This window comes from Streptomyces sp. R-07 (assembly GCF_049913175.1).
Classification (GTDB): Bacteria; Actinomycetota; Actinomycetes; order Streptomycetales; family Streptomycetaceae; genus Streptomyces.
Genome location: NZ_CP183978.1, coordinates 7,092,579 through 7,107,702, shown reverse-complemented (window position 1 = coordinate 7,107,702; position 15,124 = coordinate 7,092,579). Strand labels below are relative to the sequence as shown.

Annotated in this window: 12 protein-coding genes; 6 read left to right on the top strand and 6 right to left on the bottom strand. The window is 71.3% G+C overall.

Annotation, left to right across the window (positions count from 1 at the left end; all coding sequences use genetic code 11):
• Positions 1-82 precede the first annotated feature (82 nt).
• The 3 genes from ACN9M0_RS32465 to ACN9M0_RS32455 are packed head-to-tail and all read left to right on the top strand — an operon-like array spanning position 83 to position 3,247.
• Positions 83-2,437, top strand: coding sequence for an arylsulfatase (locus ACN9M0_RS32465; RefSeq protein ID WP_366041104.1), 2,355 nt, complete (start codon positions 83-85; stop codon positions 2,435-2,437).
• Positions 2,438-2,483: 46 nt separating this feature from the next.
• Positions 2,484-2,849 (top strand): carboxymuconolactone decarboxylase family protein, encoded by a 366-nt coding sequence (locus tag ACN9M0_RS32460; protein ID WP_366041102.1) that lies wholly within the window; start codon positions 2,484-2,486, stop codon positions 2,847-2,849.
• Positions 2,846-3,247, top strand: coding sequence for an SHOCT domain-containing protein (locus tag ACN9M0_RS32455; RefSeq protein WP_366041101.1), 402 nt, complete (start codon positions 2,846-2,848; stop codon positions 3,245-3,247). Before ACN9M0_RS32460 ends, ACN9M0_RS32455 begins: the two co-directional genes overlap by 4 nt.
• Before the next feature lie 78 nt (positions 3,248-3,325).
• On the opposite strand, the gene ACN9M0_RS32450 is transcribed toward ACN9M0_RS32455, so the two are convergent.
• The 4 genes from ACN9M0_RS32450 to ACN9M0_RS32435 form a co-directional block, all read right to left on the bottom strand.
• A complete protein-coding gene (locus ACN9M0_RS32450; protein WP_426404683.1) occupies positions 3,326-4,744 on the bottom strand; it encodes a DUF2252 domain-containing protein in 1,419 nt (472 codons plus the stop codon).
• A gap of 85 nt (positions 4,745-4,829) precedes the next feature.
• The gene (locus tag ACN9M0_RS32445; protein WP_366040361.1) at positions 4,830-5,135 is read right to left on the bottom strand and encodes an SHOCT domain-containing protein; all 306 of its coding nucleotides are present in this window, start codon (positions 5,133-5,135) and stop codon (positions 4,830-4,832) included.
• 105 nt (positions 5,136-5,240) lie between these two features.
• Positions 5,241-5,684: a DUF6325 family protein gene (locus ACN9M0_RS32440; RefSeq protein ID WP_366040360.1), complete on the bottom strand. Its 444-nt coding sequence runs from the start codon at positions 5,682-5,684 to the stop codon at positions 5,241-5,243.
• Positions 5,685-5,866: 182 nt separating this feature from the next.
• Positions 5,867-6,535, bottom strand: coding sequence for a GAP family protein (locus tag ACN9M0_RS32435; protein ID WP_426404682.1), 669 nt, complete (start codon positions 6,533-6,535; stop codon positions 5,867-5,869).
• 375 nt (positions 6,536-6,910) lie between these two features.
• Here ACN9M0_RS32435 and ACN9M0_RS32430 point away from each other — a divergent pair, with 375 nt between their 5' ends.
• Positions 6,911-7,744 carry a YhjD/YihY/BrkB family envelope integrity protein gene (locus ACN9M0_RS32430; RefSeq protein WP_426404681.1) on the top strand — a complete coding sequence of 278 codons (834 nt, stop codon included), beginning with the start codon at positions 6,911-6,913 and terminating at the stop codon, positions 7,742-7,744.
• Between the two features lie 267 nt (positions 7,745-8,011).
• Here ACN9M0_RS32430 and ACN9M0_RS32425 read toward each other — a convergent pair whose 3' ends face one another.
• A complete protein-coding gene (locus tag ACN9M0_RS32425; protein WP_366040357.1) occupies positions 8,012-9,319 on the bottom strand; it encodes a chloride channel protein in 1,308 nt (435 codons plus the stop codon).
• Positions 9,320-9,783: 464 nt separating this feature from the next.
• Between ACN9M0_RS32425 and ACN9M0_RS32420 the strand changes: the two genes are divergently transcribed.
• Positions 9,784-10,197, top strand: a complete 414-nt coding sequence (locus ACN9M0_RS32420; protein ID WP_399701806.1) for a hypothetical protein — start codon at positions 9,784-9,786, stop codon at positions 10,195-10,197.
• A 22-nt stretch (positions 10,198-10,219) separates the two neighbouring features.
• On the opposite strand, the gene ACN9M0_RS32415 is transcribed toward ACN9M0_RS32420, so the two are convergent.
• Complete coding sequence (locus tag ACN9M0_RS32415; protein WP_426404680.1) at positions 10,220-12,319, bottom strand: CHAT domain-containing protein; 2,100 nt, start codon at positions 12,317-12,319, stop codon at positions 10,220-10,222.
• Between the two features lie 115 nt (positions 12,320-12,434).
• Here ACN9M0_RS32415 and ACN9M0_RS32410 point away from each other — a divergent pair, with 115 nt between their 5' ends.
• Positions 12,435-15,089, top strand: coding sequence for a CHAT domain-containing protein (locus tag ACN9M0_RS32410; RefSeq protein ID WP_426404679.1), 2,655 nt, complete (start codon positions 12,435-12,437; stop codon positions 15,087-15,089).
• Positions 15,090-15,124: the final 35 nt, after the last annotated feature.

The following is a 15,124-nucleotide window of genomic DNA, read 5'->3' as shown; positions in this document are numbered from 1 at the left end:
TGACGGGTGAGGCGAGACGGGCCGTGCCTGGTGATGGTGGAGGGGTATCCGGTCAGGATTCGGGCCAGCGAGGAGAGCCGTCATGGCCAAGCCGTTCAAAGGGAAGATCGCCCTCGACATCCGTGACGCGCAGCCGGACTGGGAGCCGTATCTCGCCCCGAAGGCACCCGAGAACGCCCCGAACGTGCTGGTGATCGTGTGGGACGACGTCGGCTACAGCACGATGGACTGCTTCGGCGGTCCGGTGAAGACGCCGACCATGTCGCGGATCGCCGACATGGGGCTGCGCTACTCGAACTTCCACACCACGGCGCTGTGCTCTCCGACCAGGGCTTCGCTGCTGACCGGCAGGAACGCGACGTCGAACGGAATGGCGACGATCGCCGAGTTCAGCTCCGGCTTCCCCGGCATCTCCACCCGCATCCCGTTCGAGAACGGATTCATCTCCGAAGTGCTGGGCGAGCGCGGCTACAACACGTACTGCGTCGGAAAGTGGCATCTCACCCCCGGCGAGGAGATCAACATGGCCGCGTACAAGGGGCGCTGGCCCCTGGGGCGCGGCTTCGAGCGGTTCTACGGCTTCCTCGGCGGCGAATCGAGCTCCTGGTACCCGGACCTGATCCACGACAACCACCCGGTCGACCCTCCGGCCACGCCCGAAGAGGGCTACCACATCGCCAAGGACTTCTCCGACCGGGCCATCGAGTTCATCCGCGACGCCAGGGCGGTCGACCCCGACAAGCCGTTCTTCATGTACCTCTCCCTGGACGCGGCCCACGCACCGCACCACGTCTTCAAGGAGTGGGCCGACCGGTACGAGGGAGCCTTCGACGAAGGGTACGAGGCCATCCGGCCCGAGATCCTGCAGCGCCAGAAGGACATGGGTCTCCTGCCGGAGGACACCGAGCTCTCCGCGATCAACCCGCACGGTGAGCCCACGGTGACCGGCCCGGACGGCCAGTTGTGGCCGATGCTCGACACCGTCCGGCCCTGGGGCGACCTCAGTGCCGACGAGCGACGGCTGTTCGTCCGGATGGCCGAGGTCTTCGCCGGATACGTCTCGTACAGCGACGACCAGCTCGGGAGGGTGCTCGACTTCCTCGAGTCCGCGGGCGAACTCGACAACACGATCATCGTGGCCGTCTCCGACAACGGGGCGAGCGGTGAAGGCGGGCCGAACGGGACTTTCAACGAGTGGCGGTTCTTCAACGGCATGGACACGCCGACCGAGCTGTCCCTGGAGCACATCGACGAACTCGGCGGCCCGACCTCGTACAACCACTACAACACCGGGTGGGCCTGGGCGTTCGACACGCCGTTCCCGTACTGGAAGCGCTGGGCCGGCTACGAGGGCGGCGTGGCCGACATGTGCCTGGTCGCCTGGCCCGCGGGAATCGAGGCCCGGGGAGAGGTGCGTCAGCAGTACATCCACGCGGTGGACGTCGTGCCCACGCTCTACGACCTGCTCGGCATCGAGCCGCCCGAGGTGCTCAAGGGCTACCCGCAGAACCCGATCGAGGGCGAGAGCTTCCGGGCCTCGCTCACCGACCCCGGGGTGCCGGGACGGCAGACCCAGTTCTACACGATGCTGGGACAGCGCTCGATCTACCACGAAGGGTGGCTGGCCTGCACGGTCCATCCGCCGCTGAGCGGCTGGGGCGACTTCGCGCACGACGTGTGGGAGCTCTACGACCTCACCGACGACCGCGCACAGTCGACGGACCTGGCCGCACGGGAACCGGAACGGCTGGAGACCCTCAAGAGCCTCTGGTACTACTACGCGGGCATCTACAACGGGCTACCGCTGGACGACCGCAGCGCCCTGGAACAGGTACTGGCCGAGCGCCCGCACGGAAGCCCCGAGCGCGACCGCTACGTGTACTACCCCGACTCCGCGGCGGTGCCCGAACAGGCCGGCGTGGTGACCAGCGGCCGGTCGTACACCATTGCCGCCGGCGTCGACGTCGGGTCGGCCGACGCCGAGGGCGTTCTCTACGCCCACGGCGGGGTGACGGGCGGCCACAGCCTGTACGTCAAGGACCACCGCCTGCACTACGCGTACAACTGGGTCGGCAGCAACCTCCAGGTCGTGGCCGCGGACCGGGAGGTCCCGCCGGGCAAGCACGTGCTCACGGCCGAGTTCTCGGCGAACGGGCGGAGCAGCGACCCCGCCATGCCGGGCGCCGCGGGCACGCTCACCCTCTATGTGGACGACCAGGAGGTGGGCCGCGACGACATCGTCACCCAACCCGGCTCCTTCTGCGTCGTCGGGGACGGAATCTGTGTGGGCCGCGACGACGCCTCGCCGGTCACCCCCGACTACCAAGGGCCGTTCCCGTTCACCGGCGGCACGATCGACAAGGTCGTCGTCGATGTCTCCGGCGAACGCTACGTCGATCACGAGGCGCAGGTCCGCGGCTGGTTCATGATCGACTGAGCGCAGGACGCCCACGGACGAGGAGCCGAAGGAAGGGAGAGGGAAGATGGCCGGGAATTCGGTCGGGGCGGAGGGCATGCACGCCCCTGACGAGTCGGACGCGCCCGTGTTCGACACTCTGGTCCAGATGACGCTCAACGCGTTCGAACGATCCGGGCTGGACCCCGAGACGTACCTGCTGACCCGCATCGCGGCACTGGTGGCCCTGGGCGCCTCCCCTGCCTCGTACCTGCTCAACGTCGGCGCCGCCGACGACATCGGCGTGCCCCTGGAGAGGATCCAGGGCACCCTCGTGGCCATCGCCCCCGTGGTCGGCACCGCCCGCGTGGTGACCGCCGCCGGCGGCATGGGTGAAGCGTTCGGGCTGCGCCTGTTGCCCGGCGGAGGCGACGAAGAAGGAGCGGTGACATGAATCTGGCCTACGACTATCCGGTCCTCGGAGCGTTCTGGACGGTGATGTGGATCTTCCTGTGGGTCCTGTGGATCATCCTGCTCTTCCGGATCATCGGCGACATCTTCCGGGATGACACACTCGGCGGGGGCGGCAAGACCGGATGGCTCATCTTCGTGGTGCTGCTGCCGTTCGTCGGCGTGTTCGTCTACGTGCTGGCCCGGGGCAAGGACATGGGCAAGCGCGCGGAGCGGCGGGCCCAGGAGCAGCAGCAGGCGTTCGACGCATACGTCCGCGAGGCCGCCGCCACCGGGCCCGGGAACGAGGCGGATCAACTCGCCAAGCTCTCCGAGATCCGCGCCAAGGGCGACATCACCGAGGCCGAGTTCCAGCGGGCCAAGGAGAAGATCCTCCACTGAGCCCGAGGAGGCATCACATGGCGCCGCGCCGACTGCTCACAGCAGTCGGCGCGGCGCCACGTTTGCCTGCCCTCAGGATCAGGCGGCCTCGGCCGGCAGCCGACCGGTCTTGATGGCGTCGACGAGCGCCCGGTGGTCCCGCTCGTTCTGGTCGGCATAGCTCTCGGCGAACGTCACGAGCGCCCGGTCGAACGAGTCGCCGCCGCCCAGATAGGCGGCGATGGCGATGCGGTCGCCGGACCTGGCGTGGGCGCGGGCCAGCGTCGCACCGCACAGCGCGCCGAACGTGCGCATGCCCCGCGGCACCATGTCCTCGGCCACGGCGACGCCCTTCCAGTCCCGCAACTGCCGTACGTAGAAGTCCCGCCGTCGGCCGTCGATCCCCTCGACCCGCTCCCAGCCGAGGAAGATGTCGCTGGTGGCCTGCATCAGCCGCTGCCCGGAGACGACCCGCTCGCCCTGCGTCGGGTACGCGGTGGCCCCGACGTGGGGCGCCAGCACGGACTCGTCGGCCTCCTTGGCCTGGAGGAACAGTGGGTCCTCGCCGTCCCGGCCCAGCAGGAGCACGATCCAGCAGCGGGTGCCCACGCTGCCGACCCCCACGACCTTGCGCGCCATGTCGGCCACCCGGTACTGCTCCAGCAGGAACCGCCGGTCCGACTGCAGGGTCCTGCCGTAACGCTCGATCAGCCGGCTGATCTGCTGCTCCAGCCGCCCGCGCCGATCGTCCGGCAGCAGGTCCTCAAGAGGGGTGATGAGCGGCGGATCGGGGGTGATGCGGCGCTCGCCGTCGACGACACGGGTGAGCTTGTCGAAGGCCTGAACGGTGTCGTGCGAACGCGCCTTGTCCACGGCCTGCGCCCAGCGTTCCCGGCCCCGCGCGGACAGGTCCGCCCCGAACCGATCCCGTACCCATGCCTCGTCGAACTGGGCGTACCAGACGTCCAGGTTGCCGATGCCGGCGAAGGCACGCATGCTCTCGCGGTACGACCGAACGGTGGCCCGTACGATCCCGGCCCGCTGCTTGGTGCTGAAGCCGTTCGACCGGCCGGCGATGACGAGACTGGCGGCCAGGCGCTTGACGTCCCACTCCCAAGGGCCCGGCAGCGTCTCGTCGAAGTCGTTGATGTCGAACATGAGCCGGCGCTCGGGCGAGGCCAACAGCCGGAAGTTCAACATGTGGGCGTCGCCGCACAGTTGGGTCCGGAAGCCCGTCCTCGGTGTGCCCGCGAGGTCCGATGCCATGATGGCGGCGGCCCCGCGGTAGAACCTGAACGGTGACTCGGACATCCTTCCGTAGCGGATCGGCACGAGCTCGGACAGTCGCGTCGCCGACTGCCGCTCGATGATCTCCAACGGGTCCGGCCGCTTGGGCCCCGGCGAGAAGTCGGCGTGACTGGAGCGGGGTACGGCGGACCGCGCCTCCTTGCCCAGCGCGGCCCGCTCCTGCGCCGTGCGGTGCCGCAACTCGCGCCCGTCCAGGTGGTTCTCAGTCATGGCAACGGCTCCAAGAAGATGTATGCCTCTGCGTGCAGGGCGATGGGCCGCTGCCTAGGGCCGGCGCGAGATGGGGACGACGACGTCAGGCGAGCAACCTTCGCTTCTGTTCCTCGAACTCGGCTTCGGTCAGGATGCCTTGGGTCTTCAGCTCACCGAGTTGCTTGAGCTGGTCGATCTTGCTGGTCATGTCGTCGGCCGCGGGTGCGGCCGGTTCGGGCGGCGGCGCCTGATAGGTCTGCTGCTGGCGAGCCTGGGGCTCCTCGTAGGCGGGCTGTGGGGTCTGGGCGGCCCAGCGACCCTGCTGGCGGCGGGACACCCGGTTGGAGACCGCGGTCGCCGTGCCCGCGACCACTGCGGTACGGGCAATTCCGCGAAGAAGTTGCGGCATGCTGATCGCCTCTCACCGGTCGACGGATGACTTCCCTGCCCATTGGACCATCGCCCTGTCCGGAAGGCATCTCGTCATGGCGCCTTCCAGTGCCTGCGGGTTACCTCACGACGCGGCCTCGGCCGCTTCGAGGGAGGCGAGGATGGCCTGCACCGGCAGGCGTCCCGAGGCGACCAACTGCGCGCCGCCGCGGCGCAGGGCGGTGGCGAACGGTGCCGCCCACAGGTTCTCGTAGATCAGCAGGCCGGCCGAGTTGCCCGGCTCGATCGCCGCGGCGGCCTCTTCCAAGTCGTCCGGGCCCACCAGGCCGGAGCGGGCACCTTCGAAGACGGCGAGGTCGTGCGGTCCGCCACCGGTGATGTCCGAGATCTCCAGGGCGGTCACCGAGCCGTCCTCGTCCTTCTTGATGAACGTCATGTCCAGGATGCGGATGATGCCCCTGTCCACCAGGTCGACCAGCAGCGGGAAGCCCTCGCCCGTCATGCGATTGCCCGGAAACTCCACCACCACGTAGTCGATGGGTCCCATTTCGTCCAACTGTTCGCTCATGCCGGTCACCTCTGGCACTAGTGGGGCCCCCTGGATCCATTGCATCACCGGCCATGTGTCGGCGCACTCCGTGTCACTCCGCCCGGCCCTCCCGGCTCGCCTGCTGGGGATCGGCGTCGCGTTCCTCGCGGCGGCTGTGCGCGGTCGGTGCGCTCACCGCTCCGAGACTCCGCGCGGGCGGCTCAGGACGTCAGCTGGTTGATGCTTCTGCTGACCAGGAACAGTCCGACCACGAGTGCCAGAGCCACGAGCGCCTGATCCTGGTGCGTCGAGATCCAGGTGCGCAGATTCCCGAGCCGCACGCGAGCCGAGTCCGGAGCGAACGTGGCGTAGACCTCCATCGCCAGGAGACTGCTCGTGGCCAGGAGGCAGTACGCGAACAGGGCCACGTAGGAGGAGGCGTGCGACAGGTCCGCGCTCACCACGGTCGCCGCGCCGGCCGCCACGAGCCCCCACGGCTGGAGCAGCGGCGCCAGTCCGGCCGCGGTCCACAGGGAAATCCGGTCGACGCGCGACATCAGGCCGCCGGAGGACTTTCGACCGTGGCCCGTCCGCCTGCGGTCGCTCTGCCGGTACCGATGCCGGTACCAGCCGTACGCCACCAGCCCCACGCCGATGGCGAGCTTGACGGCGGACGCGGCGGTGGAGGGCGGGGACTTGGGAGCCGGAGGCTTGCCGCCGGTGGTGAGCAGCACACCGGCCAGGACGGCCACGAAACAGGCGAGCCAGGAGAGGATGAAGGTCAGCCCCTTCCAGATCCCGCCACGAGCCGACAGCACGAGGACGAACGCAGTCACCGAAAGAGGGAACACGGCGATCGCGAGCCCGATGATCACCAGGTCAAGGACCATCGCGGCCCCCGCGCGATGCGGGGCACCCGGCCCCGGAGCGGCTCTGGCTCATGAACCCAGTTTCACACCAGGACCCGCACCTCACACATGCGCGGCGGCCGGGCCCGTTCGCGCCGGAGGGGCCCACGGCCGCGCAGCTCCACCACCCCGTTGGATTGTTCACCCGTTCGGCCCCCTGTTGTGCCCGTGCCGCGGGCCGGGCGGAGGCGGCGGCGGCACCCTGGCAGCATGCAGCCAGGGACAGGGACCGGTGGAGGCCGCCCGGACGACCGGTCACGCCATCTGTCGCGGCGAAAGCGGGGAGCCTCGATGCGGTCCCGGTTGAGAGGGCTGCGGCCCCGGACCGAGGCCCGGTTCCCGGTGGTGACCCGTTTGATGTCGCACCTGATCTCGGTGAACGTGTTCGATTCGGCGACGCGGCTGGCCGCCCAGACGTTCCTCACCGCAGTGCCCCTGCTGTTCGTGGTGGCCTCCTTCACACCGCAGTCGCTGCGTGACCACTTCGTCAGCTCGTTGCAGGACGCCTTCGGGTTGTCCGGCAGCGCGGACGCCGAACTGAAGAAGGTCCTCCAGGGCGCCGCCAACCCCTCGGACGAACTGCGGCAGACCACCGGCCTCGTCAGCGGCCTGATGGTGCTGATCTCTGCCACCGCTTGCAGCCGTGCCGTGCAACGGCTGTGCGAGCGCGCCTGGAGCCTGCCGGGGGCGAGCGCGCGGGTCGCCGCCTGGCGCTGGATCGCCTGGCTCGCGACGTGGCTGCTCATGTTCGCAGTACAAGGCAGCCTTCGGAACGGTTTCGGCCTCGGTCTGTGGCTGGGTGTGCCGCTGCTCCTGGCCGCCGAGGTCGGCATCTGGTGGTGGTCGCAGCACCTGCTGCTGACTGCGCGCGTGCCGTGGTTGCCGCTCCTTCCCGGGGCGCTGCTGACCGGAACGGCCCTGACCGCCCTCACCTCGACCGCGCCGCTGTACATGCCCCGGGTCCTCAACCACAGCCTGGACAAATACGGCTCGCTCGGTGCGGTTTTCACCGCGTTGTCCTGGCTCATCTCGCTCTGTGTGGTGGCGACCCTGTGCATCACCGTCGGTGCGGTCGTCGCCCGCGAACCCTGGGCAGCCCGTCGTCTGGGCACGCCCGGGAGCAGCCCGGGACCGGCGTCCGGCTACACGTCTGCAGACGTGGCTCCGCCGGACACTTCACCGCGGGAGTAGCCGCCCTCGGCATGGCAGAGGCGAAGTGCGCTCCGGGAAAGACGCCCCGGGCCGGTACGCGGCACCACGAAGTGACTGACACCGGCGCAGGGCGCAGGGCGCAGGGCGCAGGGCGTCGGGCGTCGGGCGTCGGGCGTCGGGCGTCGGGCGTCGGGCGTCGGGCGTCGGGCGTCGGGCGTCGGGCGTCGGGCGTCGGGCGTCGGGCGTCGGGCGTCGGGCGTCGGGGGGACATTCGCCCAGGCAGTGGCCTTCGTCCGCGTGCCCTCGTTACGGCGCCGGCGCCTCTCGACCGCCCGCCCGCTCGTCCCGGCGTTCGCCGAAGGCCGGAATGGGCGGCCCCTGCGGCAGCCGCTGGCTGACCACGAAGGACCCGACCGCGGCAAGCACCACCAGCGCCACTGTGTCCACGTTGCCCAGCAGGAGCACGACCAGGACGGCACCGCTCACGGGCAGCCGCAAGGCGGCTGTGACGGAAGCCGCCATCCCGATCGCCATGGCCGGCACCAACCCGAGACCAGGCAGCGGTGCCAGTAGGACACCGGCGGCCCCTCCCAGGAACAGGGCGGGGAACACCGGGCCACCGCGAAGGCTGCCCAGAGACAGTGCGTACGCGAGGCCCTTGAAGGCCAGCACCGCGACGAGGGCGCCCACCGACCAGGCATGCGGATCACGTGCCAGGTCGGACAGGGTGGCCTCCCCCGACAGGGCGGCTTCGGCCGGCGAACGACCCGTGGCGAGCGCGTAGAGGGTGACACAGGCCGCCACGCCGAACGCGCACAGAATGGTGTTCCGTACCGGGCGGCCCACCACGAAGCGTGCCGTGAACCGTCCGCCCACGAAGACCAAGTGGACGAGCAGGGCGATGGCAGGCGCCAGCACGAGCAACCAGAGCACGTCCCCCCAGTCGAGCGGAGGGGGCGTGGGCAGGCCGATGTTCAGGCTCCCTGTCTCGAAGCCGGTCCAGCGGACGAACCCGGTGAAGACCAGATCCCCCACCCCGCTGGCCAGCAGGGACGGCAGCATCACCGCGAACAGTTGCGGCCCGCCCACCCCTGCCACTTCCATCAGCAGCACGGCGCCCATCAAGGGGTTCCCGAAAAGTGCGGAGATGGCTGCCGCCGCCCCGGACGCACCGAGCAGAGCGGTGCTCGCTTCGGTCTGCGGTGCCCGGACCATGCTCGCGAAGTACAACGCCAGTCCGCCGCCCAGGGCGATCAATGGAGCCTCGGGGCCCAGGACGGCGCCGAGCGGCAGACCGACCAGCGCGGCGATCACGACGCCCGGCAAAGCCTCCTTGGCGTTCCCGCCGGAGTGCAGCCCGCCGGCAGGAATGTGCCCGCCCCGACCGGGAAGGCGCCCGACCACCAGGCCGACGACGAGCCCGGCCGCCGTCAGCAGCGGAAGCCCCCACCACCAGGGAGCCTGCTGCCAGCCCAGATCTCTCGGCAAGTCCGTCCAGATCAGCTGTTCCAGCCGTTGCACCGCCACGAGGAACCAGAACGCGGTCAGCGCCACCGGAATACCGATCAGTCCACAGAACACCAGCGCTCTGCGGTACTCGGGACGGCCCAGCATGGTCCGCAGCAGGTCGGCTTCCGGAGGCTGGCCCCCCGGCGCGCTCCCGGGGCTGCTCTCCGACGTCGTTCCGGCGATGGGTCCTCCCGAGAACGGGGCCACGCGCGTGGCCGCGGAGGCTTGAACGCATGGTGGCGTATCGGCACATTCCGGGATGAACATACATGCAGCGGGGGGAGTCACGCGCGTCTTCCTGCCCGTTGCGGGATGCGTTTCCCTCCCTGTCGAGCGGGCCCTGCGGCCGCATGGATCCGCTGCCGTCCGGGGGCGGGAACCGGGAGTCTCTGTCATGCCCGCCTCACCGATGCCGCGGACGCTCGCAGTCCCGACCCGTCGCCGCCGACACCGCCGGTGATGGTCGTGTCGCGAGACGCGGGGTACGGAACGGCTCGTCGCGCCGCACCGAGAGGCGTGTCACGCCGGTACCTTGATCCGCGGACGCACGGCCGAGGTGAGGAGTTCGGATGCAGGTTTCCATGCTCAGTCTGTGGGGGGCCGGGGCCTTCGGGGCGGTGATCGGGTGGATCGCGTACCGCACGCTGCGGCGCGCGGACGGCGGGTCGCGGATCGCCGATCTCGTCACCGTCATCGCGGCGTTGGGCGGCGGTGCGGTGGTCAACAACCAGTTCGCGGAGCCGGATCTCTTCGCCACCTACGGCATCGGCCTGTTCGCCGGATTCTTCGGCTACTTCGTGGCCGGGCTGCTGGTCGACCGGTCCGAGCGCAGGGCGAAGACGCGGCTCCGGGCCGAGCAGCGGGCCGAGGTGCCCGCACAGGCGGAGGGCCCCCGCGAGGCCCCCGCGCCCGCCGATGCTCTCGCCCGGGGTGCGGAGGCCGACACCGGGCCGCAGTCGTCGCGCTGGATGGGCGAGGAGTGACGGACCGCGGCCCGGCCGCCGGTCAGTGGTCGGAGCGCAGGCGGAGGGCGGCGGAACAGTACGCCGTGTAGGCGAGCCCCAGGACGTTGCCCTTGCCCAGAAGCTCCATCCGGACGCGGTGCAGGGCGGGGCCGACCTCCTCGCCGGCGAGCAGCGCCTGCCAGAAGTGTTCGGCGAACTCACCGGCGAGCCCCTGGTCGAGGGTGATCTCGGTGCCGATGACTCCGGAGGCGTGGAGTTCGGTGAAGGCGTCGACGAAACCCAGCCACGAGGCGGGGTCACGGTCGGCGGTGTGGCAGCCGTTGAGGAAGACGAGGGGTGCGAGTTCGTCCCAGCGATCCCATCTCTCGTCGACCGCCCAGGCCTTGAGGTCCTGCGGGAGAATCCGGTCCGTGTGGCCGATCTCCAGGACCGTGGCGCTGGAGTACTCGCTGTCGGCGGCGCGGGGCCTGCGCCCGTGCGCGTAGAAGTACACACAGTCCCCCGGATCTCCGACCAGTGCCTCGCGCAGGGCGACCCTGCCGTCGTACACGTCCACCTGCCGGAAACTGGCTCGCAGAGTGGCGATGTGACGGTCAGCCAGCTGATCGTCGAGACGGTTGCTGCGCGCCACGGTGAGTGCCGGTGCGGCGTCCGCGCGGCCGGCCCTGAGCCGCAGGCGCCTGCCCCGGCTGACGGACGGCGGGTGCTCGATGTAGTGGCGGTAGCCCCAGAATCCGTACGGGCAGAGCGCGTTGAGGCCGTGCCGGTGCTGCTCCGGGCAGGAGCGGGCCGACGCGTCCTGTCGCACCTGGTTCCAGCCGGCGTCACACGGCACGAGCTCCGCCTGGCTTTCGACGGGGATGTCGTACAACAGGCCCCAGGGGAAGACGAGATACTCGTGCTCCTCGCGGCAGATCTGGATCTGGGCGGGCTCCCCGAGGACGCGCATCAGCGCCCGTCGCTCGCTCCGGCCGCGCGCGATCATCTGGAAGAAGGACCAGCCGAGCCGCGCCAGCTTCGTCATGTCGTCGACCACGGCTTCGGACGACTTGCCGTTGTCCGGGTCGAGCAGGTTCTCGAGACGGCTGTTCTCGCCTTCGCCCTTCCGTACGGCGTGGCACTCGAACAGCGCCGCCCGCGCCTTCTCCAGGACGTCCCGCACCTGGAGGTCACCGAGCCAGAACGTGGCGACGGGACCGTGCTGGGAGGTGACGTCGACCGTCATCGTGCCGTCGCCGCCCCGGCCCACCCGTACGCCGGCGGTCCGTGCGGGCAGTTCGGTCAGCTGCACGAACCCGGAGGTCAGGGTGTAGTCGATGACGGCCGTCGTCGCGCCGCCCGCGCTCTCCCGGGCGCCGACCCGGGTGGTCAGGGACACCGACTGGAGCTGGTTGCCCCGGTACGAGACGTACACCCGCATCCGGGCCGGTCCCGGCTCCTCCGGGGCGGTGAACGGGATGTGCAGGTACCGCCCCCGGTGCCCGGCCTCGCACACGTGCCGCCCGCCGGGCGTGCACGGGCACACCCAACTCCCGCCCTTCAGCGGAAGGAAGAGGGGGTGCGCCACGGCCGGGAAGGCGAAGTCCTCGCTGAAGACGGTCACTTCCAGCCAGTCACCGCGGCCGTCGTCGTCCGTGTGGGCGAGAAGCTCTCCGGGGAACGGCAGCCCCTTCCCGGCGAGGAGGCTCGCCGGTGACAGCTCGCCGATGTCCACCTGGAGTTCGTACTGCTTCCCGGAGGCGAGGACGCGGTCCTCGGGCACGTTCTGCCGGGAGAGCGGCCACACGACCGCCAGGTTGAGGAACCGGTCCTCGCTCGCCGGGTCGGGATCCGGCCGGTACTCGACCTCGTCGTCGTCCCAGTCGTCGAAGTCGGCGACGGGACGGGACGGGGCACTTCCCATCGGGACCTCGCCGGGGAGACCACGCACCCCCTCCTGGAGCCTGGCGCGGAAGAGGGCCCACGTCTCGTTCGCGCCCCTGCACCCGCTCAGGATCTCGTCGTGCTCGAACTCGAAGTCCTCCTCCTCGACGATGTCCCCGTCGTTCAGCAGCGCCTCCCACCTGTCGCGGGCATCGTCGGCCAGTTCCGGCCGGTTCCACAGGTCGGAGGCCCGCAGCGCGCGCAGGTCCTCCTCCAACGCCCAACGCGGGGGCCACCCGTATGCGCCGTCGTGCTGCACTGATCACGCCTCCATCGTTCCGAGCGGGCCGGTGGTGTCATTCTGGAGCCCGGACGGACGGGGGGAGCAACTGGTGGAGCGAGACCCGGACATCACCATCCGGCTGTCGTGGCTGGACCGGCGCGTCACCACGGTCGTGCTCGTCAACGGTCTGCCGGGCCACGAGGCGCCCCGGGCACGGTCCGTGGGTCCCGGTGTGCTCGTGCTCCCGGGTGTCAGGACCCCGCCGGAGAAGGCGGAGTTGCTGGCGAAGCTGCTCTTCCCGAAGCCCGTACGCGAACACGTCGCCGCGCGGGCCGCGCTCCTGGGACCCGGGCGGTACGTGCGGCTGCGGCTCCTCCTGCCGGGTGCAGAGGAGGCGGGGCCGTACGACCTCGGGGCCCTGCGCTGGGAGTCGGTGCGCGTGCCCTCGGCGCACGCCGGCGCGGAGGCCTGGAGGGAGTGGGCCGGTTCCCTGGCGCTGCCGCCGGACGGGGGGAACGAGCTGGGGCAGCACCCCTGGTTCGCCCTGGTCCGGGACGTCGTGCCGCTGCGCCCCGCCGCACCGGCCCCTTCGGCGGCCTCAGGGATCGTGGCGGTCGCCGATGCCACCTCCGTCCATGGCGAGATCAGCACACCGGCGGGCCGGGAGACCGTCCGGAAGCCCGAGCCCGGGTCGCTCCGGGACGCCGATCGACGGCGGGTCGAGAGCGCGGTGCGCGATTCGCGCCTGGCCGCGCAGATGGTGGACTCCCCCGCCACGGCGGAGGGCATCCGGCGGACCCTGCTCGGGGGCGCGCAGGTGTTCTACTTCGGCGGGCATCACCTGGCGGGCGGTCTCGTCGTGGGCGGTCTCGTCGAAGGCGGTCTCGTCGAAGGCGGTCTCGTCGTGGGCGGTCTCGCCGTGGACGGTCTCGCCGTGGACGGCGAGGGCACGGAGGCCACCTGGCTCGACGTGGACGTGCTGTCGGAGTGGCTGCGGGACGGCGGTGTCGGGCTCGCGGTGCTCATGGCCTGCGACTCGGCGGGCTCCTGGACGGATTCCTCGGACGACGCGGCGGAGCGGTACGGGCAGGAGGTGTCCGCCGCCGAGAAGCTGGTCCGGTCCGGTGTGCCTCATGTGGTCGCCGTCCAGGGCCAGGTGAGTCACGGTCAGGCCGCGGGCTTCGCGGGGCGGTTCTTCGGCGCGCTCGTGCGCGGGCTCACCGTCGACCTCGCCCTGCGGGAGGGGGCCGTCGCCCTGGAGGGCGCTGTCGCCGTCCCCGTCCTGTACGCCCGGCACGACAGCGCGGACCTGACGGTCGGTGAACTCCTGCCGGCACTCCGGTCCGCGCGCCTCGCGCCCGTCGCCCACCGGTTGCCCGTGGCACCCGACCCGGCCGACCCGGCGCTCGCGCCGCCGGACGAACGGCACCGCGTACAGCTGGACGTCCGGTGGTGTCTCGCCGAGCGGCCGGTACGCGACGTCCTGGCCGATCCCGGGGCCGACGACCTGGTCACGGTGCTGACCGACGCGGAGCGGGTGCTGCTGCGGGCCCGCGCCGCCCGGGGGCTGCCCCACGAGGGGCGCCGCCGCTGGTACGTCTGCGACGTGGCGGGCAGCCGGCTCCCGGCGACGGAGGCCGCCCTGCGCCGCGTCGTGTCCCCCGCGTACGCCAAGCCCTCCGGCGAGGACCGCCGGGGTGTCGGGCTCGTGCTCCGCTGGCCGGCCGGGGAGGAGCCGGGGGCGGGGTTCCCCGGAGAGCTCGACCGGCTGCACGGTTTCGGCTGGGACCTGCGCGCGGTCGTCGTCCAGGTGCACGGGGAGCACCCGGCCGAGGTCCTGGAGACGGCCGCCCGCCTGGCGGGGACGCTGGGGAGCGGCGAGTACCTGATGCGGGCACGGACGCCGGAGGGCCAGGGGGCGGGGCCCCGCCGGAGGGGCCCATCGCTTCCGTCGGACGCGTCCACCGCCGTCGAGCGGCGGGGCGCGCGCGAACTCCTCGGCCTGGCGCGCGCGGTCGTCGACCCGGGGCGGCCGGGTCCTGCGCCCGAGGTCGATGCGCGGACGGTCGTCGAGGAGCTGAACTCCTGTGCGGCGTGGGGCATTCCGTCCGAGGAGCGGCAGGTGCTCGCCGCCGTCCGGCTGTGGTGGCCCACGCTGTACGCCTCCCTCCTGGAGGCCCACGCGGCCGGGCGTACCGGGCCGGGGCGGGCGGTGTCGCTGCGGCTCGCCGCCGAGCGTGACGAGGACCTGGACCGGTGGTTGAGGGCAGCGGGCGGCGCCGTCCCCGTACCGTCGCACTTCTCTCCGCTCGACCGGCCGACCCCGTTCGTGGACGCGGTGGTGCTGGGCCTGGTGCGGAGCGGACTGCGGGGCACGGAGGGCTTCGATGACTGGCTGGCCGAGGCGTCCGAGGCCGTCGCCGATGCCGTGGAACTCCTCGATCACGGCCTCTCCCCCGTCGACGGGTCCGATCTGGAGTCGCCCGGGGTCGCGGTGGCCCTGGACCGGGCGGGGGCGCTCGCGGCCGTACGGCTGCCCGTGCTGGACCCCGGCGGTCAGTGGCCGGGCAGCTGGGCGCTGCTCGCGCGCCGGCCGCTGACCCAGGAGATCGCCGAGTGGCTGTACGGCTTCGACGAGGGGCAGCGCCGGGCGCTCGGGATCGCACCCGGGGCCGACCGGTTCGACCTCGCCCTGGAGGATCAACTGTTCGAGTTCCGGGAGGCGTTGCTGCCACCGCTGCGACCCGAGGGGTACGACGGCTGACAGATTCCCGTCGCACGTGCCGTTGGCAGGAATCT

Excerpts from the sequence above, each read along its gene's own strand:
- ACN9M0_RS32455 (WP_366041101.1), top strand. The coding sequence starts at position 2,846 with ATGAATCTGGCCTACGACTATCCGGTCCTCGGAGCGTTCTGGACGGTG.
- ACN9M0_RS32440 (WP_366040360.1), bottom strand. The coding sequence starts at position 5,684 with ATGAGCGAACAGTTGGACGAAATGGGACCCATCGACTACGTGGTGGTG.
- ACN9M0_RS32435 (WP_426404682.1), bottom strand. The coding sequence starts at position 6,535 with ATGGTCCTTGACCTGGTGATCATCGGGCTCGCGATCGCCGTGTTCCCT.
- ACN9M0_RS32430 (WP_426404681.1), top strand. The coding sequence starts at position 6,911 with ATGTCGCACCTGATCTCGGTGAACGTGTTCGATTCGGCGACGCGGCTG.
- ACN9M0_RS32425 (WP_366040357.1), bottom strand. The coding sequence starts at position 9,319 with ATGCTGGGCCGTCCCGAGTACCGCAGAGCGCTGGTGTTCTGTGGACTG.
- ACN9M0_RS32465 (WP_366041104.1), top strand. The coding sequence starts at position 83 with ATGGCCAAGCCGTTCAAAGGGAAGATCGCCCTCGACATCCGTGACGCG.
- ACN9M0_RS32460 (WP_366041102.1), top strand. The coding sequence starts at position 2,484 with ATGGCCGGGAATTCGGTCGGGGCGGAGGGCATGCACGCCCCTGACGAG.
- ACN9M0_RS32420 (WP_399701806.1), top strand. The coding sequence starts at position 9,784 with ATGCAGGTTTCCATGCTCAGTCTGTGGGGGGCCGGGGCCTTCGGGGCG.
- ACN9M0_RS32445 (WP_366040361.1), bottom strand. The coding sequence starts at position 5,135 with ATGCCGCAACTTCTTCGCGGAATTGCCCGTACCGCAGTGGTCGCGGGC.
- ACN9M0_RS32450 (WP_426404683.1), bottom strand. The coding sequence starts at position 4,744 with ATGACTGAGAACCACCTGGACGGGCGCGAGTTGCGGCACCGCACGGCG.